Annotated in this window: 17 protein-coding genes; 8 read left to right on the top strand and 9 right to left on the bottom strand. The window is 68.8% G+C overall.

Features of this window, described 5'->3' with window-relative positions; genetic code table 11:
* Positions 1-3: 3 nt before the first annotated feature.
* The 4 genes from ACGFJ2_RS07490 to ACGFJ2_RS07505 all read right to left on the bottom strand — a co-directional run bounded on the left by ACGFJ2_RS07490 (position 4) and on the right by ACGFJ2_RS07505 (position 5,184).
* Entirely contained in the window at positions 4-582 is a 579-nt protein-coding gene (locus tag ACGFJ2_RS07490) for a TetR/AcrR family transcriptional regulator (RefSeq protein ID WP_357941776.1), read from the bottom strand.
* Between the two features lie 82 nt (positions 583-664).
* Complete coding sequence (locus ACGFJ2_RS07495; RefSeq protein WP_357941778.1) at positions 665-1,969, bottom strand: PHB depolymerase family esterase; 1,305 nt, start codon at positions 1,967-1,969, stop codon at positions 665-667.
* 153 nt (positions 1,970-2,122) lie between these two features.
* Positions 2,123-2,545: a roadblock/LC7 domain-containing protein gene (locus tag ACGFJ2_RS07500; RefSeq protein WP_393465751.1), complete on the bottom strand. Its 423-nt coding sequence runs from the start codon at positions 2,543-2,545 to the stop codon at positions 2,123-2,125.
* Positions 2,542-5,184, bottom strand: a complete 2,643-nt coding sequence (locus tag ACGFJ2_RS07505) for a nitrate- and nitrite sensing domain-containing protein (RefSeq protein WP_393465753.1) — start codon at positions 5,182-5,184, stop codon at positions 2,542-2,544. The genes ACGFJ2_RS07500 and ACGFJ2_RS07505 overlap by 4 nt, the downstream gene beginning before the upstream one ends.
* 575 nt (positions 5,185-5,759) lie before the next feature.
* On the opposite strand from ACGFJ2_RS07505, the gene ACGFJ2_RS07510 reads away from it, so the two are divergent.
* From ACGFJ2_RS07510 to ACGFJ2_RS07525, 4 genes are all read left to right on the top strand, one after another.
* Complete coding sequence (locus tag ACGFJ2_RS07510) at positions 5,760-6,746, top strand: ABC transporter substrate-binding protein (RefSeq protein WP_357941783.1); 987 nt, start codon at positions 5,760-5,762, stop codon at positions 6,744-6,746.
* On the top strand, positions 6,743-7,516 hold the full coding sequence (locus tag ACGFJ2_RS07515; RefSeq protein ID WP_357941785.1) for an ABC transporter permease subunit: 774 nt from the start codon (positions 6,743-6,745) through the stop codon (positions 7,514-7,516). The genes ACGFJ2_RS07510 and ACGFJ2_RS07515 overlap by 4 nt, the downstream gene beginning before the upstream one ends.
* On the top strand, positions 7,513-8,292 hold the full coding sequence (locus tag ACGFJ2_RS07520; protein ID WP_393465757.1) for an ABC transporter permease: 780 nt from the start codon (positions 7,513-7,515) through the stop codon (positions 8,290-8,292). The genes ACGFJ2_RS07515 and ACGFJ2_RS07520 overlap by 4 nt, the downstream gene beginning before the upstream one ends.
* A 108-nt stretch (positions 8,293-8,400) precedes the next feature.
* Positions 8,401-9,336: a methyltransferase gene (locus ACGFJ2_RS07525; protein ID WP_357941789.1), complete on the top strand. Its 936-nt coding sequence runs from the start codon at positions 8,401-8,403 to the stop codon at positions 9,334-9,336.
* A 136-nt stretch (positions 9,337-9,472) separates the two neighbouring features.
* Here ACGFJ2_RS07525 and ACGFJ2_RS07530 read toward each other — a convergent pair whose 3' ends face one another.
* From ACGFJ2_RS07530 to ACGFJ2_RS07545, 4 genes are all read right to left on the bottom strand, one after another.
* A complete protein-coding gene (locus ACGFJ2_RS07530) occupies positions 9,473-12,814 on the bottom strand; it encodes a S8 family serine peptidase (protein WP_393465761.1) in 3,342 nt (1,113 codons plus the stop codon).
* Positions 12,815-13,032: 218 nt separating this feature from the next.
* On the bottom strand, positions 13,033-13,737 hold the full coding sequence (locus ACGFJ2_RS07535) for a TIGR03943 family putative permease subunit (RefSeq protein WP_393465764.1): 705 nt from the start codon (positions 13,735-13,737) through the stop codon (positions 13,033-13,035).
* Complete coding sequence (locus ACGFJ2_RS07540; RefSeq protein WP_393465767.1) at positions 13,734-14,759, bottom strand: permease; 1,026 nt, start codon at positions 14,757-14,759, stop codon at positions 13,734-13,736. The genes ACGFJ2_RS07535 and ACGFJ2_RS07540 overlap by 4 nt, the downstream gene beginning before the upstream one ends.
* A 137-nt stretch (positions 14,760-14,896) precedes the next feature.
* Entirely contained in the window at positions 14,897-15,604 is a 708-nt protein-coding gene (locus ACGFJ2_RS07545; protein WP_357941797.1) for a hypothetical protein, read from the bottom strand.
* 184 nt (positions 15,605-15,788) lie between these two features.
* Here ACGFJ2_RS07545 and ACGFJ2_RS07550 point away from each other — a divergent pair, with 184 nt between their 5' ends.
* The 4 genes from ACGFJ2_RS07550 to ACGFJ2_RS07565 all read left to right on the top strand — a co-directional run bounded on the left by ACGFJ2_RS07550 (position 15,789) and on the right by ACGFJ2_RS07565 (position 21,351).
* Positions 15,789-17,051: a sensor histidine kinase gene (locus ACGFJ2_RS07550; protein WP_393465770.1), complete on the top strand. Its 1,263-nt coding sequence runs from the start codon at positions 15,789-15,791 to the stop codon at positions 17,049-17,051.
* Positions 17,048-17,707, top strand: coding sequence for a response regulator transcription factor (locus tag ACGFJ2_RS07555; protein ID WP_357941801.1), 660 nt, complete (start codon positions 17,048-17,050; stop codon positions 17,705-17,707). Before ACGFJ2_RS07550 ends, ACGFJ2_RS07555 begins: the two co-directional genes overlap by 4 nt.
* 201 nt (positions 17,708-17,908) lie before the next feature.
* Entirely contained in the window at positions 17,909-19,669 is a 1,761-nt protein-coding gene (locus ACGFJ2_RS07560) for an RNA polymerase sigma factor (protein WP_393465774.1), read from the top strand.
* Between the two features lie 68 nt (positions 19,670-19,737).
* The gene (locus ACGFJ2_RS07565) at positions 19,738-21,351 is read left to right on the top strand and encodes an AbfB domain-containing protein (protein ID WP_393465777.1); all 1,614 of its coding nucleotides are present in this window, start codon (positions 19,738-19,740) and stop codon (positions 21,349-21,351) included.
* Between the two features lie 84 nt (positions 21,352-21,435).
* On the opposite strand, the gene ACGFJ2_RS07570 is transcribed toward ACGFJ2_RS07565, so the two are convergent.
* Complete coding sequence (locus ACGFJ2_RS07570) at positions 21,436-22,233, bottom strand: calcium-binding protein (protein ID WP_393465780.1); 798 nt, start codon at positions 22,231-22,233, stop codon at positions 21,436-21,438.
* Positions 22,234-22,462 lie beyond the last annotated feature (229 nt).

Here is a 22,462-nt window from a genome sequence, read left to right on the forward strand (position 1 = left end):
GGGTCAGGGGCGGTGGGAGAAACGGTCGACCAGGATGGCCAGCCGCTGGTCGTGGAACTCGCGGGGGAGCCTGCCGCCGCGCATGAGCGTCACCAGCCCGTGCAGGCCGCTCCAGAAGGTTTCGGTGAGCAGGCCGAGGTCGTCGTCGCCGACCTGCGATTCCAGCGCCTGGCTCAGCTCGCCGAAGGCCGCCTGCAGGGGAGCCGGTGCCTCGGGGGTGGCGAAGGGCAGGTCGACGGCCAGATTGAAGATCACGTCGTACAGTGCGGGCCGCCGTTCGGCGAAGTCCGCGTAGGCGGCGCCGACGGCGGCGAGGGCCTGCCGGGGGTCGTCTGTCGAAGTACGGGCCGCGCGCAGGTCGACGGCCAGGTCGGCGCAGCCCTCCACCGCGACCGCCGCCATGATGGCGTCCTTGCCCTTGAAGTGGCTGTAGAGCACCGGCTGGCTGTATTCGACCTGTTCGGCCAGGCGGCGCGTCGTCACCGCCTCCCAGCCCTCGGCCTCGGCCAGCGTCCGGGCCGCTGTGATGATCAACCGTTCCCGCTCCGCCCGCTCGCGTTCCTTGCGCTCCTGAATCGACATGCCGACAACTCTAGCATCGCTAGCACTTCTGTCGATGCTCTAAATCCGGGCGGCGGGCGGGCCGCCGCCCGGAGCCACCTGGTCAGGCGATGGTGCAGGTCGTGCCGCCCAAGGTGAAGGAGGTGGGTTTGCCGGTATTACCGGTGTGGGTGGCCTGGAAGCCGAAGTTGGTGGAGGCTCCGGGCGCGATGGTGGCGTTGTAGCTGACGTTCCTGGCCGTGACCTGACCGCTGGAGGGGGAGACGGTGGCGTTCCAGGCGGAGGTGACCGTCTGCCCGCCGGGGAGGGTGAAGGTCAGGGCCCAGGTGTTGATCGGGGACGCGCTGGTGTTGGTGATGGTGACGGATGCGGTGAATCCGGTGTTCCAGCTGTTCATGGTGTAGGTGACGCCGCAGGGTCCGCCGGGCGTCGGCGTGGGAGTCGGGGTGGGTGTCGGGGTGGGTGTCGGCGAAGGGCCGGTGGACCCGCCGTCCAGGCCGAAGAACTGGATGACCCCGGCGGCCATGCCGCCCTGCGGAAGGCTGTGCCCGATCCCTTGGATGCTGACGCCCTCGACGGCGACCATGGTGCCGGTGCCGCCGTAACGGGTCCGGGTCCAGGACGCCTGCGGGTGGTCGGTGAACGTGGGCGTCTGGCTGAGGCCGTGGACGTCGGTCCACTGCTTGATCTCTTCCTGGAAGTTCGGGTAGCGGAGCGTGGCGTCCTCGGTGCCGTGCCACAGTTGCATGCGCGGACGCGCCCCGGTGTAGCCGGGGAAGGCGCCGCGTACGAGGTCGCCCCACTGCTGCGGGGTCTTGATGATGGTGCCGTTGGCGCAGGCGCTGTTCCAGCTGGAGCCGTCGGTGGTGGCGAAGCAGCCGAACGGCACGCCCATGAACGCCGCCCCGGCCTTGAAGACGTCGGGATAGTCGCCCAGCAGCACGTTCGTCATCATGCCGCCCGAGGACGCGCCGGTCACGTAGACCCGGGAGGCGTCGCCGTTGTTGTGCTGCTCGACATACTTGACCATGGACACGATCCCCACCGGGTCGCTGCCGCCGTCGTGCTTGAGCGCCTGTGGCGAGGAGACGTCGAAGCAGGATCCGCTCCTGGTGGCGGAGGGGTAGATGACGATGAATCCGTACCTGTCCGCCAGCGAGGCGAACTCGGTCCCGGAGTAGAAGGCCGGGCCGGAGCCCGTGCAGTAGTGCACGGCCACCAGGATCGGCGGCCGGGCCGCGACGTTGTTCGGTACGTACACGTACATCCGCAGCCCGCTGGGGTTGGTGCCGAAGTTGGTCACCTCGGTGAGCGAGGCCGGCGAGGCCGGCGGCGCCATGGTCAGCCACGCGATGACGAACATCGCGGCGGCGATCAAGGCGCCGAGCACTCTGGTGGTCATCCTCATCCGCTGCCCCTCTCTCGATGTGACCCCGAAATATTCGGAGTATTCTTAAAAACTTTTCGAGAGACAAGGACCCAAGTGGGCCGCCATACCCGGCATTCGAGTGACCTGGGGAATCTGCTTAACCCAGGCTCGGATTCTTGAAAGTTTCGGAAATCACCTGGTCAGGCTGGTACGTAGGTGTGCGCGTACGGCGGGGGTCAGCACCTGGCCGGCCCGTTCCACCATGAGCGTCATGTGGTACGCCACGAGCGCCATGTCGCAGTCAGGCGCGACGAGAACGGCCAGGCATGAGCCGTCCCTGATCGACATCGTCAGCAGCAGCCCATGCTGCATCTCCACCACGGACTGGGTGACGGTGCCGGCCTCGAAGACCCTGGCCGCTCCCAGCGTCAAACTCACCAGCCCCGCGGCGATCGTGGCCAGTTGCTCGGCCCGGTCGGCGGGAAAGGCCGCCGAGACCGCGAGGGGCAGTCCATCGGATGAGACGACGATCGCGTGGGCGACGCCTGGGACGGTGCTGACGAATTCAGTGACCAGCCAGTCGAGCCCATGCCCCACGTAAGTCAGGTCGTTCATGCACCCAGTTCCCTGTTCATTGGGCGTTCCATATTCACGGGGCCAGTAGAAGGGGCCCTGCCCTGACTGATGTCCTCGCGCGCGGCCCGGAGGCCCTTCTGGAAACTCGCCAGGCGGTTGCGCGCCCGGTCGGGTGAGATCGGCGGCGCCGGCGGGACGTCCTTCGGCGCGGTGGACGCGCCGGCCGAACCCGGCACGAGGTTGGCCTTGGGCACCCGTCTGGGCAACCCGGCGGCCGTCGCGCCGTCACGTACCGGCTCGACCGCGGCCGCCGCGGCGTGCCAGCCGGCATCCGCCTGGGCGGAACTCCAGTTCGCGCCGCTTTCACCACGCTCGAACCAGGCCGACTCGATCGACTCGTAGATCGGCAGGTACTCATCACCCCCGGAGGCCGGCCGCACGGCCGGGATCGGGCCGGTGGCGGCCGACTCGGTCTCGGGGAAGTCGTATCCGGCCCGCGCCGGGCCGTCCACGCGGTCGCCGAGGCTCCTGCTCGGCGGCTGGTCGCCAGTGGGCCATTTCGGCGGGTCGTTATCGCCGGACCAGCCGACCGGCGTTCTCGACGGCGTCCAGATGTCGCCGGTGTCGTAGGAGCCGAAGCTCGCGCGCGGCACGGCCGGCCGACCGGTCTCGGCAGGCCGCGGGGGCGGCGAGGGCCAGGCGCCTGCCGAGCCCGGAGGATTGGAGGGATACGACGGGTGTCCCGGGCCCATCTGGTACGTGGCCGCCGGCAACGGCGGCGGCGTGGAGTAGGCCTCCTCGCGGCCCCCGACGGGCATGCCGGCGTAGGCGGGCGAAGGCATGCCCAGCAGCGCCTCCGGAATCAGCACCATGGCGGTGAGACCGCCGGAGCCGTGCGGGCGCAGCTGTACGCGGATGCCGTGCCGGTGCGCCAGCCTGGCGACCACGAACAGGCCCATGCGGCGCGACACCGAGACGTCCACGATGGGCGCGTTGGTAAGGCGGTCGTTGGCCTGGGTCAGTTCGTCCTGGGTCATGCCGATGCCGGAGTCGGTGATCGACACCATCACGCCGCCTCCGTCAATGCGGCTGCCGGAGACCGTCACGCGAGTCTCGCGAGGCGAGAACGACAGCGCGTTCTCCACCAGCTCGGCCAGCAGGTGGATGACGTCGTTGACGGCCTGACCGGCGACGGCAACGCCGTCGGGCACCTGCAGGACGACCCGCTCGTAGTTCTCGACCTCCGACAGCGAGGCGCGGGCCACGTCGACCAGCTTGACCGGCTGGCTCCAGCGGCGCGGCGGGTCCTGACCGGCGAGGACCAGCAGGTTCTCGCTGTTACGGCGCATGCGGGTGGCCAGGTGGTCCAGCTTGAACAGGTTCGCCAACCGGCTCTCGTCCTGCTCGCCCTGCTCCAGCCCGTCGATGAGGGTGATCTGCCGCTCGACCAGCGTCTGGCTTCTGCGCGAGAGGTTGACGAACATCGCGTTGACGTTGCTTCGGAGTCGGGACTCCTCACCGGCCAGCCGGACGGCTTCCCGGTGTACCTCGTCGAACGCCCGCGCGACTTCACCGATCTCGTCCGTCGACGAGATGGCGATCGGCGGCACCTGGGCATCGTCCGCGCTGACCTCGCTGGTGCGGAGCTGCCGAACGAGCTCAGGCAGCGTTTGGCCGGCGACCTTGAGCGCGTCTCCGCGCAACCGCCTGAGCGGCCGGACGAGCGAGCGGGCCATGACGGCGGTGACGGCGAGGACCAGGATGATCAGGGTGATGACGAGGGCGATGTTGAGCCCGGCCACGTACTGGTCGTTGCCCTGGACGTCGGCGCTGATGGTGGCGACCTGCTGCGACATCGCCTTCTGCACGGTGTGCGCGCTGTCGACGGTGTCGCTGATGGACTCGAACCAGCGGGCGACGTCGTCGGTGGTCGAGGTGTCGAGCCGCCGCAGGGACAGGCCCGTGTTGGTGAGGAACACGGCCCTGTTCATGTAGAACTCGCCCCGGCCGACCTTCACGCTGGCGACCGTGTTGTCGAAGAACTGCCGCTGGGCGACGGTGGCCACGGTGCGGAACGAGGTGCGTTCGCTCTCACGCCTGGAGCGGGCATCGAGGAACGCTTTGTACTCGGGTTCTTCGAACGACCCTCTGACCAGCGCGATCATCAGCAGGCCTCGCAGTTTGGAGGTCTCCTCCTCATAGCGGGCGATGGCTCGCAGGGCCGCGGTCGTGGAGATGAGCTGCTCGTCTGTCGAGCCCTGTGTGACCTCGTCGTAGAGTTGCAGCATCTCGGCGATGGCCTCGGAATACTTCTCCATCGTCGGGAGCGGCGGCAGCAGTGTGCCGGCCACGGTGGCTCGCAGCGAGGCGAGCTGGGTCAGCCTGGTGCGTATGGTGGCCAGCTTCCTGCGGCCGAGATCGGACAGCGAGTCCTCGGCCGTCGCGGCGGCCGCGTTCGTGCGCGCCACGCTGGCGTTCACGATCCCCTGCTGGGCCGCGAGCTGCTCCTTCTCGGCCGATGCCCTGTTGGAGGCGACGAACTGCGCCGAGAGGTCACGTTCGAGGGCCATCTCGCGGGACAGCTCGCCGAGTTGCGCGACGAGGGAACTCACGTTGCTGATGTGCTGATACTGCTGTGCGCTGCTGATCGAGGTGGCGACGCGTAGCCCGCCCAGCATAACGGCTACCAGGGTGGGAATGGCAATGAGAGAAATGAGGCGGGTTCGCACCCGCCAATTGCGCAAGGCCATTGCGCTACCGCGGGCGGGCGCCGAGTCGGTTGACTTCGAATTCGCTACTGAATGTCCCGGCAGAGCGGGGGCCCCGACGCGTCCGTGTTTGGTCGTCGTTGTCCTCACTGGTGGCAACCTCTCGCGTGGCCTGCTACAGGGAATTCGTCACGGAATTCGTCACACTGTCGAGTTAGTGCAGGCAAGTTGATCACGAAGTCGAGAGGTTAGCCAACTCCTCGGAAGTTTCAACGGGTCCAACGCGATATTTTTTTGTTGATACTTTAATCATATTTTACATTACAGTGCATATATCTGAAAAATCATGCCAATCCGGGCATGTGATCATCAATAGTACTCTAAGTACATAGAGTCTATATCTCCACATATATTGCGTTTCATTGAAATATTTGGATATGCGTGGCATGGCGCTTCAGGTTTGATCTTCCCTCCGCTACGCTTCACGCTCGGCGTTCTCGATGTCGGATCGCCAGACGCTGCTTCCCCTGGTAGGAGACCCCCCGATGACCCGCACACTGCGCTGTCGCGCCCTTTTTCTCGGCGCCGCAGTCGCTCTCACCCTTACCGCCTGTGGTGGGAACAGCGACTCTCCTGGCGCGTCGGCCAACAGCAACGGCTTGGAGAAGACCACCATCAAGGTCGGTGCGCTACCGATTCCTGACGCTGTGTCGCTCTATATCGCCAACGCCAAGGGCTTTTTCAAGGAAGAGGGCCTGACGGTCCAGCCGGTCACCATCACTGGCGGAGCGGCGGCGATTCCGCAGGTCAAGAGCGGCGCACTGGACATCTCTCAAACCAACTACGCCTCGACCTTCCTGGCCGTCAGTAAGGGTGAGAAGCTCAAGCTGGTCGCGGACGCGTACCAGGCCGGTCCGAACACCTTCAACATCATGGTTCCGAAGGATTCACCGATCAAAACGGTCGCTGACCTCAAGGGAAAGACCGTCCTGGTCAACAATCTCCGGAACATCGCCACGCTGGCTGTGACTACGCAACTCAAGGTGGCGGGACTTACCGAGAACGACGTCAAGTTCGCCGAGAAGCCGTTCCCCGACATGGGCAACGCGATTACCAGCGGGCAGGCTGACGCCTGCTGGATCACCGAGCCGTTCATCACCGCCAACCAGAGCAAGCTGGGCTTCCGCAAGCTGGCCGACACCATGACGGGCGAGACCGAGGACCTGCCGATCGCGGGCTGGATGGCCACCGACGAGTGGGCGAAGAAGAACCCGAAGACGCTGGCCGCCTTCCAACGGGCGATCGGCAAGGCTCAGAGTCTCGCGTCGAGTAACCGCAAGGAGATCGAAGCGATACTGCCCACGTACACGAAGATCGACGCGAAGACCGCCTCGGTCATCACGCTGGGCACTTTTCCGAGCGAGCTGAGCGCCACCCGACTGCAGAAAGTGGCCGATCTCATGCTCGACTACAAGTACCTCACCAGTGCTTTCGACGTGAAGTCGATCATCGCGGCACCGTCGAGCGGATGACCCGTGCACAACTGCTCCGCGGCGTCGTGGGCGCCGCGGGCTTTCTCGCCGTCGGCGAGCTGGTCATCCGGTTCGGGCTGAGCCGCGACCTGGTCTTCCCGCCGCCTTCGGCCATCCTGTACGAGGCGGTGCTCCTCCTGGCCGACCGAGACTTCCTGACGGGAGCGCTCACGACGCTCACGAACTGGGCGCTCGGCCTGCTGGTCGCGGTGGCGGTGGCCGTCCCGGCGGGCGTCCTGCTCGGCGCGCTGACCCCGATGGAGCGCGCCCTCCGGCCGCTGCTGGAGTTCCTGCGACCCATCCCCTCTGTCGCGATCATTCCGCTGGCGATCCTGCTGATCCCGGAGGACGAGCTGATGAAGGTCTCCGTCATCGTCTACGCGTCCGTCTGGCCGATACTGATCAACACGTTGTACGGCATGCACGACGTCGACCCGCTGGCCAAGGAGTCCCTGCGCAGCTTCGGATTCGGGAGGCTGGCCGTGCTCGGCAGGGTGAGCCTGCCCAGTGCCGCGCCCTTCGTCGCCACCGGCATCCGGATCGCCGCCGGGATCGCGCTGATCATCGCCGTCAGCGCCGAGCTGCTCGCCGGAGGCGTCGCGGGCCTGGGGGTCTTCGTGGTCCAGGCGGGAAGCGGGAACAGGACCGACCTCATCATGGCGGCCACGTTCTGGGCCGGCGCGTTCGGGCTGCTGGCCAACGTGGCGCTGCAGGCGGCGGAGCGCCGCCTGTTCCGCTGGCGCCTGGTGCGGACGGGGGCGGTGTCGTGAAGTCGCTCGCCAGGTCCTGGGTGATCCTCGCCGTCATCGTCTTCTGGGAGCTCGTCGCGCGGCGGCTCGAGGACACGGACTTCCCGCCGCCCACCACGATCGTCTCCCGCATGTACGAGCTGTGGTTCTCCGGCCCGGCCGCCCGGCTGTTCCTCACAGACGACGCCTTGGCCAACATCCTGCCCAGCCTGGGACGCATGTTCTCCGGGTGGATCCTGGCGTCGCTCATCGGAGTGGTGCTGGGAGTGCTCCTGGGGCGCTCGCGGGTGGCGACCGACTACGTGAGCGTGCTGATCGAGTTCGGCCGCGCCATTCCGCCGCCGTTGCTGCTGCCGTTGTTCATCGTGTTGTTCCAGGCGGGCCTGCGGATACAGCTTGCCGTGATCGTGTCCGGTGTGATCTGGCCGGTGCTGCTCAACTCGATGGACGGGGCCAGGTCGGTGGACCGGACCTACACCGAGACCGCCACCGTCTTCGGGCTGTCGAGGGCGCAGCGCCTGGGCCGGATCGTCATCCCCGCCGCCTCACCCAAGATCTTCGCGGGCCTGCGGCTGAGCCTGTCGCTGGCGCTGATCCTCATGGTGATCTCTGAGGTGTTCGGCAGCACGGACGGCATCGGCTACCAGCTGCTGACGGCACAGCGCAGCTTCGACACACCCGCGGTGTGGGCGACGATCGCGCTGCTGGGGATGCTCGGCTTCATCGTGAACGCGCTTTTCGTGGTGGCGGAGCGCCGGGTGCTGGTATGGCACAGGCAGGCCACCCAGACGCCATGACCTCTCTTGGAACCCCTTGGAACCTTTTGGAAGGGACACATGCCACACTCTGACAGCCTCCTCTGGAGATCTGTTTCCGAAATTTCGCGATTCGCGGCTTTGTTGACCATGGCGGAGCTGGGCGTCGCCGACCATTTGGCGGACGGCCCGCTCGACACCGATGAACTGGCCAAGAGGTGCGGGGCGCACGCCCCCTCGCTCCGCCGGGTCCTGCGTGAGCTGGCGAGCATGGGGGTCGTCCACACAGTCGGCGCCGACATCTACGGCCTGACCGACATGGGCACCACGCTCCGCTCCGACGTCCCCGGCTCGATCCGTTCCTCGATCCGCGCGCTGGGCGAGGAAGGCTTCTGGTACGCGATGGGCAAGCTGCCGGACACGGTGCGCCAGGGCAGCTCAGCATTCGTCGCGAAGTACGGGAAGTTGTACGAGCATCTGGCGAAAAATCCTGATGTGGGCCGCATATTCGACGACTACATGGCCACCAGGGCGATCACGTTCACGGACGGCCTGGTCAAGCGGTACGACTTCGCGGGCATCGAGACCATGGTGGACGTCGCCGGGGGCAGTGGCCACATTATGGCCACGGTCCTGCACGCCAATCCGGGCATGCGCGGCATCCTCTTCGATCTCGACCAGGTGGCGGCCCGGGCCAGGAACCTGCTGGCCACCGAGGGCCTGGCCGATCGGTACGAGGTCGTGGCCGGCGACTTCTTCGCCTCGGTTCCGGCGGGCGCGGACGCCTATCTACTGGCGAGCATCCTGCACAACTGGGACGACGGCGACGCCCTGCGGATTCTGCGCAATGTCCGCCGCGCGATGAACCCCGGCGGGCGGGTGCTGGTGCTGGAGGTGGCACTGCCCGACGACGAGGCGCCGCATCTGGGCAAGGATCTCGATCTGCGCATGCTGGCCATCTTCAACGGCGGCCTTGAGCGCAGCCGGGAGGAGTACGCGACACTGTTCGAGCAGGCCGACCTGGAGTTGGCGGAGGTCATCGAGCTGGGTGCGGGAGCGAGCCTCCTTGAGGCCAGGCCCGTCTGAGGCAGGCGTCCTGAGCGGATCCGCGGCCGTTCGCTACCCGATATGACCGATATGGCCATCGGAGGGTGACGCCGCGGGCGGTGACGCCTCGGGCGGTGACGCCGCGGGCGGGCGAGCCGCCCGCGGCGCTACCGGATCACTGGACGGTGATCTTGTCCACTTCGACGGTGATCCCCTTGACCTGCGGGGTCGAGGTGGCCGTCGTCACGTTGCCGACGCCCGGGCTGACCCCCTTGATCTTCATCGAGTAGGTCAGGGCACCGCCGGGCGCGCCGGGTGTGCTCGTGACCACGAGGTCCTGGGTGGGCGGCCCGGAGATCTGGTCGCCCGCCGTACCCTCGTCGTTCTCCGCGCCCACGGTCAGTCCCGCGCCCGCGGGGGCGTCGCCCGGCAGGTTGGCCGGGTCGTAGGCGTAGCTGATGTCCTCCACGCCGTTGAGCCCGATCCACTGCTGGAACACCTTGAGGCTGCTCGTACCGAAGGTGTGGACCCGCCATTCCAGCACCAGCCAGCGGCTGACGCCGTCGGTCAGCGTCCCGGCGAAGACGCCGGGGGCGCCGGTGCCGTCGAGGTCGGTCCAGTAGGAGGCGAGCACGGCGTTCGGCCGCGCCGGGTCGGGCAGTGTCTGCGGGAGGAAGGCGATGTCGTCGGCGCCGTTGGTTCCGCCGGCGACGCTGTAGCCGTTGGAGACCACGCCGATCCTGGTGTAGGTCTTACCGGCGAAGGTAAAGGCGGGCACCGTGAAGTTCAGCGCCTGCTCGTCCCCGATCGGCGTCGGTGTGATGCCGAAGGCGTCCAGCGGAAGATATCCGGCAGGACCCGCACCCGGCGCGATGGTCGGCTTGTCGGGCTGGCGGCCGGGCAGTGTCGCCTTGGCCGTCGCGATCTGGGTCCCGATCTTGGTGGCCCCGGTCACGCTGTTCAGCCGCAGGCGTGCGTCGAGTGTGCTCAGCGCGGTCACCTCGGTGCTGGACAGGCTGTTGTTCTGCACGGTGACCGTGCAGGTGGACTCACCGGTGTTCCTCGGGATGGTGGCCGGCGCGCAGGTCTGGTCGACCGGCACGATGCCTTCCTGGCGGAAGAAGGCCACCGGCAGGTGCAGTGCCCGCGAGCCGCCGACCTGCTTGAGGTTCACCTGGCCGAAGTACTGCCCGTCGGGCAGGTCCGGCGCGGTGATGACCACCGTCAGCTTCGTGCTCTTGCCCGGTGCGACGGTGAAGCTGGCCGGCAGCACCGTGATGTTGGCGCCGCTGACGGTCGTGGCCGAGGCGGAGAACGTGAGCGACTTGCTGGTGGTGTTCGTGACCGTGCGCTTGGCGGTGATCAGGCCGGGCATGGTCGGCGCGTTCACCGAGGGCAGGTTGAGGTCGATCCTGTTGAGCGGGTCGGTGGCCGAGGCGATGAAGTTGGCCGCGCTCTCGTCCAGGGTCAGTCCGGGGTCACCGGCCTTGGTCAGGTCGATGCGCCCGCCGCCCATGTCGAACGGGTCCGCGGGGGTGACGCGGTCCTGCTTGGTGACCGCGGTCTTGGCCGTGGTCTCCAGAGCCGACTTCACCTGTCCCGGTGTCCAGGTCGGGTGCAGGGCGAACACGAGCGCGGCCGAGCCGGTCACGTGCGGCGCCGACATGGACGTGCCCTGGATGACCTGGTACAGGTTGCCGGGCGGCCCTTCGAGCGGTGACTCGGGAGTCGGGGTCATGCCCGCCAGGATGTGCAGGCCGGGCCCGGTGACGTCGGGCTTGAGGAAGTCCCCGCCGGGACCGCGCGAGGAGAAGTAGGTCATCACGTCGCCCTGCCAGCTGGCCTTGACCCCCTGGGTGAACGACGCCGTCGCGCCCGGATGCGCGGACAGGAAGCTCATGAGTACGTCGGTCTCGGGCTTGTTGACGTGCACCGACGGGACCCAGTGGGCGTCGGTGAAGACGTCGAACGGGAAGGCGTTGTAGAGGATCATCCCCGCCGCGCCGCCCTGCTTGACGTTGAAGCTCTTCAGCACCCGGTTCGGGCCGCGCTCGCAGGCGACGATCTTCCCGGTGAAGATCCCGGCCGGCGCCGGGGTGTCACACAAGGAGTTGGAGTACGGCGGAGCGGACGCCAGCACCACCGGCAGCGGCGAGGCGAGCCCGGAGGTGACGGACGCGCCCTTGATCGTCGCCGTGGCGCCACCGCCGGACAGCGTGATCGTGGACTGGAACGTTCTGGTCTGCGTGGACGCGGCCACCGTGGTCACCCACGGGCTGCGGTGGTCGGTGGTGTTGGCGCCGGGCCCCGAGTTGCCCGCCGACGCCGAGACCAGCACGCCCGCCGCGTACGCGTCGAGGAAGGCCAGCTCGACCGGGTCGCTGTAGGGGTCGGAGCCACCGGAGATCGAGAAGTTGATGACCCGGACGCCGTCCAGAATGGCACGTGCCACCGCCTGCGCCGAGTCGGACGGGAAGCAGCCCTGCGCGCCGCACACCTTGTAGACCGAGACCTCGGCGGCGGGCGCGATGCCGTGGATCGGGCCGCGGCTGATCCCCATCGGGTTCGCGTCGGCCACCGGGCCGCCGGCCGACGTGGTGGCGGTGTGGGTGCCGTGCCCGTTGGAGTCACGGGCGCTGTCGGGGTAGACCTCGCCACCGAAGACCGCGTTGTAGGTCTCCAGGAACGGCTGCCCGCCGATCAGCTTGTTGTTGCAGGTGAAGGGATCGTTGGCCGGGGTCAGCGGGTTGTCGCCGAAGTCGCAGACCCGGGGCGTGCCGTCCTTGGTCGGACCGGGCGCGGGCAGGCCGGTCGGGGCGGCGAACTGGGGGTGCTCGGGCCAGGCGCCTGAGTCCAGCACGCCCACGATCACGCCCTTGCCCGCGGAGTTGCTGCCCCCGAGCTGGTTGTAGATGGTGTTGGCGCCGATGAACTCCGGGCTGGAGTCGGTGAGGAGCTGCTGGGGCTTGTCCTCCTGTACGGCGACCGCGCCGGGCAGCTTCAACACCTCGGCCGCCTTGTTGCCCGGGATCCGGAGCGCGATGCCGCCATAGACGGTCCTGACCCGCTGGCCCACCACGGCCCCTGGGACCTTGCCGGCCAGCTGGTCGAGGAACGCCTTCTCCACGCTCTCGATGTGCTGGCCGTACTTCTTGACCTCGGCACTCCTGGTGTCGAGTGCCTTGCCGGTGACGGCGGGACTGGTGCCCGGCAGACCGGGCAGCCCGCCCCGATAGGCGGCGAGCGAGTCGTAGTCCAGCTTGACCATGATGTTGATCGGCGCCGGCGACGTGGTCCGTAACAGCGCCTGGTCACTCTTGGCGAGCTTGCCCGTCGGGGACTTGGCGCCCTCGACGAGCTGGGCGCCGGTGACGGGGGTGGCCTGCCACTTCCCGTTCGCGGGAGAGGGGGTGGGGGTGGCCCGCGCCGCTGCCGGGCTCATCACCGCCACCATGCTCAGGCCGATGACCACCGACGCGAGCCGCCGCGCACGGGATAAGCGGGGACTGGATAACACAAGTTCCTCCTCGTCGAGGCTGCATGGACTCACCACGCGCCAAGGAGGCGTCAGGTCACCCTGCGTCGAGGCACACCGGAGAGATCACTGAACCCTCCCCGGTGGGTGACAAGCCGTATGAGCCGCCCGGTGGGGCGGCTCGGTACCGACCGGAGTGTAACCAGCGATCACCCGGCCGAGAACCCCACTGAGTTGCCATAATCCGGCGGGCAATTTGGCTATTCGTACGGCTCGGCCGGCTGATCGATCTTCACTACGTCGGTAGCGGTCATGTCAGGGATTACGTAGCCGTTGGGGATCTTGCCTTTCCACGGGATCCATGAGCCGGTGACCTGTACCCAGGAGTTCTCCCTCGGAGCCGGTACGCCCCGGACCGCCACCTTCAAGGCGAGGGCGTCGGCGGCGCAGCAACTCATCTGCATCCTGGTGACGTACCAGAGATTCTGCTTCTTCGACGGCACCACGAAGCCGGTCAGCTTGACCTGCCGGCCCGCGAGCGACGTGCCGGCGGGGTCGTAGGCGCGCCCGATGAACTCGCCGAGCGCCAGCTGGGGCGCGCCGTCGGAGAGCTTACGAAAGGCCGCGGGGGCGGGCGGGCGCGGCGCGGGCGCGTCGTCCTCGCCGCCTGCCGCGAACGAGCCCAGCGCGGGAGGTGCGATCAGCACGATGGCGAACACCGGCACGGCCAGCAGCCACGCCACCCGTGACCCGTGGTCGTGACCGTGGTCGTGCCCATCACCCTGCCCGCGCCACTGCCTGACCAGGGACACCAGGGCGAGGATCGCCAGCACCACCCCGGCTCCGACGAGTAACGGCCGGAAACCCGGTTTGACGTAGTTGACGTACGTAGTGGAGAAGGCGGAGATGTTCAGCAGCGCCCCGCCGAGGATCAGCAGCATCAGACTCTGCGTCTGGCGTTTCACAGCAGCACCCATCCGGTGACGAAGCTGACGCCGATCGCCAGCGTCAGCGTGAGTGGCACGAAGCGCCAGGCGAAGGGCCGCCCGAACGTACCCGCCTGCAACGCGATCAGTTTCAGGTCGACCATCGGCCCCACCACCAGGAAGGCGAGCTTGGCCGTGGGCGAGAAGGCGGTCAGGGAGGCGGCCACGAACGCGTCGGCCTCCGAGCAGATCGACAACAGCACCGCCAGCAGCGCCAGCACCAGCACGGACAGCACTGGAATCCCGGCCACGGAGGTGAGCCACGAGCGGGGGACCACCACGTTGAGCGTCGCCGCGGTCAGCCCGCCGACGACCAGGAACCCGCCGGTATGCAGCAGGTCGTGGCACATCGCGTCCACGAACGCGCCCCACTTGCCATGCCCCGGCGCCGCGGTACGGCGGAGCACCGGCAGCCACTCGGTGCGCCCGAACCGCGCCCAGATCCAGCCGGCCAGCACGGCCACGGCCAGCGAGGCGCCGAACCGCGCGACCACCATCGCCGGGTCGCCGGGAAAGGCCACCGCCGTGGCCACCAGCACAACCGGGTTGATCGCCGGCGAGGCGAGCAGGAACGCCAGCGCCGCGGCGGGCGCCACACCACGCGCCATCAGCCCCGAGGCCACCGGCACCGAGGCGCATTCGCACCCGGGCAGCACCGCGCCCGCCACCCCGGCCACCGGCACCGCCGCGTAGGTCTGACGCGGCAGGGCCCTGGTCCAGAACGAGGCGGGCACGAACGCGGTGATGGCCGCCGACAACGCCACCCCGAACACCAGGAACGGCAGCGCCTGCACACACACTGCCACGAAGATGGTGGCCCACGTCTGCAGCACAGGAGTCGTGAGGTAGGGCGCCAGCAGGAACCGGCCCGCCACCAGCAGCGCGACCAGGCCGACGAACGACCACGGCAGCCACGACTCATGGGCGGGTCCGCGCCCCCACGAGTCCGGTGGGAGATGATCTTCCGCCTCGGGCCAATCCAGCGGGGTTCCCTGTGTCATCGTCCTCCCTGCCCAGCGCTCGGTTCTGATGACACGCGAGCAGCAGATTAGCGGGTTCCGCGGTGTCCTTGCCGCAGGCCGAAACCAAGGGTGCCCGGTTGTCACTGTCCCGGGGAGCCCTCCTTCGCCCAAGGCGCTCAGGCTTCGGACGTTCGGGGGACGGTGGGGGCCGTCGTGGCCGGCCGTGGTGCGGGCGTGGCGGTGACGTCCCAGTCGGTGTCGGACAGCCTGAGCGTGCGTACGCCCAGCCGGCCGAACACCACCGCGATCGCGCCGAGCGCGGCGAGCTCCACCGCGGCCGGCGGGTCATCGGGTAACACGTTGTGTACGATCACGACGGCGGTGATCAGCGCCGGGGCCCACCAGCCGATCAGCCCGGCTCGCCAGGCCGCCCAGGTCAGCAGCGCTATGCCGATGCCGAAGCTGGTCAGCAGGACGAAGAAGGTCACGAGCGCCGGGTCGGCGTTGAGCCTGTCCTCGAAGGCCCGCATCTGCGCCGGATCGCCGCCGGCCAGTGACCGCATGACGAGGTACACCGTGGCGAGTCCCATGTGTCCCAGCGCGCCGAGCAGGGTGCACAGTCCTCCCAGGTGGGCGAGCAGTGAGCCGCGGTCGCGAGCCTGGTGGACGATGCCGCCGATCGCGGGCACGGTGAGCACCGCCGATGCCAGCAGTGTCAGCGCCGAGGCGGTCATCAGTCCCGGTCGGCCGACCGCGGCGCCGTAGAAACCGGTTCCGCCGGTCGGGTCGAGTGGGTCTTGGGCTACCAGCAGCGTGCCGAGCCCGATCAGGCTGAGCCCCGCCGCGATGCGGCGGAGACGCCGGGCGTCGGAGAAAGCGGACATGATGTCCCTCCCGTGGTCGCGACCGCCTCGATGGCGGCCGACGCCTCAATGTCCTGCCGGGACGCCACCGCGGTCGTCAGTAGTACGGCTCGATCCGGGTCCGCCCACGGGATGACGGCCGCACCTGAAAACGTCGTCCCCCAGGCTGACTCGCCGCAGCTCCCCGCAGGCTTATCGTCAACCCATGGTCAGGCTTACCGCATCGCCGCACCGGCGCGAAGTGCTCCTGGCGCTGGGCATCGCCGGCCTCGCCCAGGCGGAGGTGTGGTCCGGCGCCGTCGTGGGCGGCTCCCGGCCGGCGGTGGCCGCCACCGTGCTGGTGACGGGCCTGGCACTGGCATGGAGCAGACGGGCCCCGACGGTGGTGCTGGTGATCGTGTTCGGCGGCCAGATCGTTCAGGCCGCGCTCGGCGTGGACTCCAACAGCGGCTTCTCGACGCTGTTCGCCCTGGTCATCGCGGTCTTCTCGGCGGCCTTCCACGCGCGGCACCTCATGGCGGTCCTGCCCGTGTCACTGGGCCTGGCCGCGGTGGCGGTGCTGATCGAGAAGGGACCCTCGCCCGCCGACCTGCTCTACGCGGGTGTGTTCGTGACCGGTGTGTGGCTGGCCGGTCACGCGGTGAGCATCAGACAAATCCGCGCCGAGCTGTCCGAACAGCGGGCCGCGCAGATCAAGCGCGAAGCCGACTGGCAGGCGGCGGCCGCGGTCAACCAGGAGCGCGCCCGGATCGCCCGCGAGCTACACGACGTGGTGGCCAACAGCATGGCGGCGATGGCGCTGCACGTCGGCGGGATCCGCCGGCTCCTGCGGCCCGAACAGCAGGCCGAGCGGGAGGCGCTCCTGGTGGCCGAGCAGACCGGGCGTCAAGCGCTGACCGAGATGCACCGGCTCCTCGCCCTGCTCCGCGAACCGGACGCACCCGTGTCGCACACCTCCCTGCCACGGCTGGCCGACGCCGGTGACCTGCTCGAACCGCTCCGGGCGGGCGGCCTGGAGGCCGAGCTGCGGGTTGAGGGCACTCCCTTACCGCTGCCGCCCAGCATCGACCTGTCGGCGTACCGGATCTTGCAGGAGGCAATCACCAACGTGGGCAAGCATGCCGACGCCACCCGGATCGACTGCGTGATCCACTACGGCGACAAGACGCTACGCCTCGATGTCCTCGACGACGGCAGGCCACCGCAGGCGGACGGTGGGTCAGCACGGACTGACGGCAGGTCAGCACGGACGGACGGCAGGTCAGCACGGACGGACGGCAGGTCACCACCAGCCGACGGGCCGACGCCTTGGAGCGGCCACGGACTTGTCGGAATGCGCGAACGGGTCGCGCTCTACGACGGGACACTGGAGGCCGGTCCGCAGCCGGGCTGCGGCTACCGTGTCACCGCCGTCCTCCGGCTGACCGGTCAGTCCGGGCAGTCCGGGCAGTCCGGGCAGGGCTCATGACGATCCGCGTGCTTCTGGCCGACGACCAGCAGATGATCCGCGCCGGGCTGCGCCTGATCATCTCGGCGGAGCCCGACATCCAGGTGGTGGGCGAGGCCGGTGACGGGCTCGGCGCGGTGACCGCAGCACGCAGGCTCCGCCCGGACGTGACACTCATGGACATCCGCATGCCCAGGCTGGACGGCATCCAGGCCACCCAACGCCTCTTCGCCGACACCCCGCCGCCGACCCGCGTCATCGTCCTGACCACGTTCGACATCGACTCGTACGTCTACGAGGCGCTTCGGGCGGGGGCGAGTGGCTTCCTGCTCAAGAACGCGCCCCCGGAAGACCTCGTCCACGCCATCCGCGTCGTCGCCTCCGGCGCGGGGTTGCTCGACCCGGCCGTCACCCGGCGGGTGATCGAGGAGTTCGCCCGCACCCCCGCACCACTCCCGCCGCCACCGCAGGTCGCCAGCTTGACCGCACGCGAGCTCGAGGTCCTGCACCTGGTCGCGCGCGGCCTGTCCAACGCGGAGATCGGGGCCCGTCTGTACGTCAGCGAAGCCACCGTCAAGACCCACGTCGCCCGGATGCTCACCAAACTCGCCCTCCGCGACCGCGTCCAGGCCGTCGTGTACGCCTACGAACACGGCCTCATCCGCGCCGGCAACTGACCCACGACGCTCCTGTCCGAGCACGACAGCGCTGCCCGGCGGCACCCACACCACCACTCACCTCGTCGCATGTCCACGACCTCATCGTGCGCACCACGCCACCAACAGGCATATAAGCGACAAATTTGTGTTTTGTGTTATCTCAGTGGTGATGTTCCCGTCTCCTGGTCGGAGCATCGGAGTTCCGGATCGGGGTGATGGATGTACGCGCGCTCGACGTACGAGGTCGAAACGGTGCTGGCGGCCGGGGCGGGCGACCACGGAGCGGTCGACGAGCTGGTGAGGAGCCATCTGCAGCTCGTGTACAACATCGCCGGCCGCGCCATGAACGGCCACCCGGACGTGGACGACGTCGTGCAGGAGACCATGGCCAGGATCGTGACCGGGTTGTCCGGACTGCGCGATCCCAGGAGCTTCCGATCCTGGCTGGTCGCCATCGCCCTGAACCAGGTGCGGGAGTGGCGGCGGGCCGCCGCCGCCACCACCAACACCGCCGCCCTCGACGAGGCGCTGGGCATGGCGGACGCCAGTGCCGACTTCGCCGGTCTCACCGTCACCCGGCTCGGCCTTTCCGGGCAGCGCAAGGAGACGGTGGAGGCCAGTCGCTGGCTCGACGCCGACGACCGTGAGGTGCTCACGCTGTGGTGGCTGGAGGCCGCGAACGAGATCACCCGGGCGGAGCTGGCAGCCGGCCTGGACCTGAAGGAGAGACACGCGGCCGTCCGCGTGCAGCGGGTCAAGCGGCGGCTGGAGTCGGCCCGCGCGGTGGTGCGGGCCCTCTCGGCCCGTCCCCCCTGCGCCGGGCTGGCGTACGTGGCCGATGGCTGGACGGGCACGCCGTCACCCCTGTGGCGCAAGCGGCTGTCGCGGCATGTACGCGAGTGCCGGATCTGCGCGGATCGTCTGTCAGACCTGGTTCCGGCCGACCGGCTGCTGGCGGGGCTGGGCCTGGTGGCCGTCCCGGCGGGGTTCGCGGTGGGCCTGCTGGAGATGGCGCGGACGGCAGCCGTACCAGTGCTGAAGGGCGGCCTGGTGGCGAAGGGCGGCCTGGTGGCGAAGGGGAAGGTGGCGGCCGGCGCGGTGGGTTCCTCGCTGGCGGCCAAGCCCGTCGCGATCGCGGCGGTCGGCACCGCGCTGATCGCCGGTGGTGCGGTGATCGTCCAGAACCTCCAGCCCGAGCCGCCGCCCCGGCAGGCCGCGCCGGTGATCGCGACCTCCGTCTCCGCCTCCTCCCCGCGCCCCTTGCGGAAGTCGAAGCCGACACCGAAGCCGACGCCGACGCCGACGCCGACGCGGAGCCGTCCGGCGGGCCTGTACGGGCGCACCGTCGACACGGTGGACCAGGCGCCGCCCAAGGCTCGGCGTCCCGCCCCGCTGCCCCGGCGCGCCGCGGGCACGCTGGCCATCGGCGGGAAACACGGCTACTCGAGGTATGGCGGCGCCCCCCAGATAACGCACCGGGGCGACTACATCACCATCACCGGCAAGGGCTACTTCGAGGTCCGCTGGGGCATCCTCTACCGCAACCGGATCGGCGACTTCCGGGCCGCCACCTGGACCGGGCTGAAGGGCAAACTGTTCCACGTCGCGTCTGGCGGTGGGCGGCGGATGGACGACGAGCAGGCGCCGGGCGTCACCTGGATGGGCGCTCCCGAGACCGGCTTCGTCCGGCTGCCTCCCGGTCAGCAGCAGATGTGGCAGAACGAGTTCTACTACCTGGACGGCCGGGTCACCATCCACAACAACGAGAGCGGCACGGACATCGACCTCAACGTGGCGCCCCGGACCTGGAGCGAGGTCTGGCGGGACATCTCCACCGGGCTCGACCCCGCCAGGGGAATCGTCCGTTACGGCCTGACTCGCGACACCGGTGACGACCGTGCCCCCGTCCCGCAGTACGTCACCAGGGCGCGGCCCGCCGACCCCGCGACGGTGCCCCAGCGCAGTCGGGTCTCATCCTGAAATTTCTGTTATCAGCGGCAGGCGGCTCCGTCTCCTGTGACAAGAGTGACCCCTGGGAAAGGACTTCCATGACCACGCAGCCCTCCCGCCGGAGCCTGCTGAAGGCGGCCGTGACCGTGGGCGCGGGCGCCGCCGTACTCCCCGCCCTGCCCGCCGGCGCCTCGGCCGCGGCGCTCAGGCACCCCGGCATGCTGCACACGCAGCCGGATTTCGACCGGATGCGGGCCCAGGTGAACGCCGGAGCCCAGCCGTGGAAGGCGGGCTGGGACAAGCTGGTGGCCAACAGCCGCTCCAAGAGCACCTGGAAGGCTCGCCCGGTGGAGACGGTCGTCAGAGGCGGTACGGGGGCGAACCACGTGCAGCTCGCCATCGACGTGGCCGCCGCCTACCAGAACGCGCTGCGCTGGAAGATCAGCGGCGACAAGGCCCACGGCGACGCCGCCCGCGACATCCTCAACGCCTGGTCGGCCGCGCTGAAGGCGGTGACGGGCAACGCCGACCGTTTCCTCGCGGCGGGCATCCAGGGCTGGCAACTGGCCAACGTCGGCGAGATCATGCGCGGCTACCCGGGTTTCGACCTCGACCGCTTCAAGAAGATGATGCTCACCGTCTTCTACCCGCTGAACGACCGGTTCCTGCGGGGGCACAACGACGCCTGCATCACCAACTACTGGGCCAACTGGGACCTGTGCGCCATGGCCTCCATCCTGGCCATCGGCATTCTCTGCGACGACCAGGCCAAGGTCGACCAGGCCGTGGAGTACTTCAAGCACGGCAAGGGCAACGGCGCCATCATGAACGCGGTGCCGTTCCTCCACCCCGGCGGCCTCGGCCAGTGGCAGGAGAGCGGCCGCGACCAGGGCCATGCCAGCCTGGGCATCGGGCTGATGGGCGTGCTGTGCGAGATGGCCTGGAACCAGGGCATCGACCTGTACGGCTACGCCGACGACCGGTTCATGAAGGGCGCCCAGTATGTCGCCAAATACAACCTCGGCGAGAGCGTGCCGTTCACCACGTACAAGTGGGGGACCGGACAGAACTGCGCACCCCGTGAGCAGACGGAGGTCAGCGCGGCGGGGCGCGGCATGAACGACCCGGTCTGGGCGGTGCTCTACAACCACTACGGGGTCCGCCGGGGCCTGCCGGTGCCCCACATCGAGGCGTACGGCAAGCGGCTCGCCCCCGAAGGGGGAGGCGGGGACTACGGCGGCAGCAAGTATGACAACCTCGGCTTCGGCACGCTGACCTTCACCAGGGCCACGGCCGCGGGCGGGGGCGGGCTGCTGCCGACGGGCGTCTCGCGGGCCTTCCAGTCGGTCAATCGCCCGAAGGCGTACATCCAGGCCGCGGGTGCCATGGGCCGCATCGGGGCGACCGCGCTCGCGCTGCGCGTCGTGCCCGGTCTGTCCGACGCCAAGGGATACTCCTTCGTCGACTCCGCGGGCCGATGCCTGCGGCACAAGGACTTCCTGGTCCGATTCGACATCAACGACGGCACCGCGCTGTTCAAGCGTGACGCGACCTTCCACGCTCGCCAGGGCACGGTGGACGGCTCGGTGCGGCTGGAGTCGGCCAACTACCCCGGTCGGTTCGTCCGCCACCGCGATGATGCCCTCCGCCTGGACAAGGCAGAGGACACGACGCTGTTCCGCGGCGACAGCTCCTTCAAGCCGACCGCCTGACCTGGCGACGGCTCCTTCAGCCCGACCACCTGACCCGAGTGCCCGGGCGGCGGCGGTGTGACCGCGCCGCCCGGGCACCTTTCGTCAGATCTCGCAGTTGAGCTCGGTGTCGCCTCTGTCGGAGTCGCACGTGTCGGTGCCGCCGTCGGCGCTGATGGTGTCGTTGCCGCCGATCCCGTCGACGGTGCTGATGACGTCGTCGCCGTTGCCGCCCCGGATCTCGTTGGCCGCGGCGTTGCCGGTGATCCGGTCGGCGCCCGCGCCGCCGAACACCCGCTCCACGTCGCCGCCGACGTTGTCGCCCTCGCCGGCCGTGCCGTCGTTGGCCACCCCGTCCAGGGTGATGGTCTGGGCGGCGCCCCGGTTGTTGTACGCCGCCAGGTCCGATCCGGGACCGCCGGAGAAGCTGTCCCGGCCATCGATGCTGTCGGCCTGATAGATGTCGTCACCGCCGTTGCCGAACGCGGTGTCGTCGCCCAGGCCGCCGGAGAGGGTGTCGCCCGCGCTGCCGCCCCTGAGGGTGTCCCGGCCGGCCTCGCCGAACTGCTGCGTGGTCACCGCGGAGTTGTTGGTGATGGTGTCGTCCAGGTCGCCGGCGAAGATCCGGATGACGATGACGCCCTGGCACCGTACCTGGTTGGCCGTGACCTGCGCGCAGGCGCCGCCGTCGGCGCGGACCACGTCGCCGGTGTCGGAGACCAGTACGTTGCCGGAGGCGTCGGTGGAGACGGTGATGTTGTTCACCTTGCCCTGGGCCGCCACCACTTGGAGGTTGTTACCGAAGAGGGCCGCCAACGTGTCCGCGCGGGACGGTAAGGCGAAGACCGCTTGAACACCGGCCATGGTCGCGGCCAACGCCAGGATGGACAGAATCTTTCTCATGTGTGGTGCACACCTCTCTGAAGGGGATGTGCCGCAATTAGAGGGTATGCGCACGGTCCCGGGACAGGTAAAAGGGCGCATATTCTTTATGGCGCGGACAATTATGCATATTGCCTGGTGGCGGGGTCGCGCGGTCGATATTTGTCCCGACAATGGAACCGAGTGGAACGGAATGGAACGCCGTAGCCGGGAGGCGTTCGCCGTCGAATATCGCGCCGATTCCCATGCA

It is taken from the genome of Nonomuraea sp. NPDC049028 (assembly GCF_043197735.1).
Classification (GTDB): Bacteria; Actinomycetota; Actinomycetes; order Streptosporangiales; family Streptosporangiaceae; genus Nonomuraea.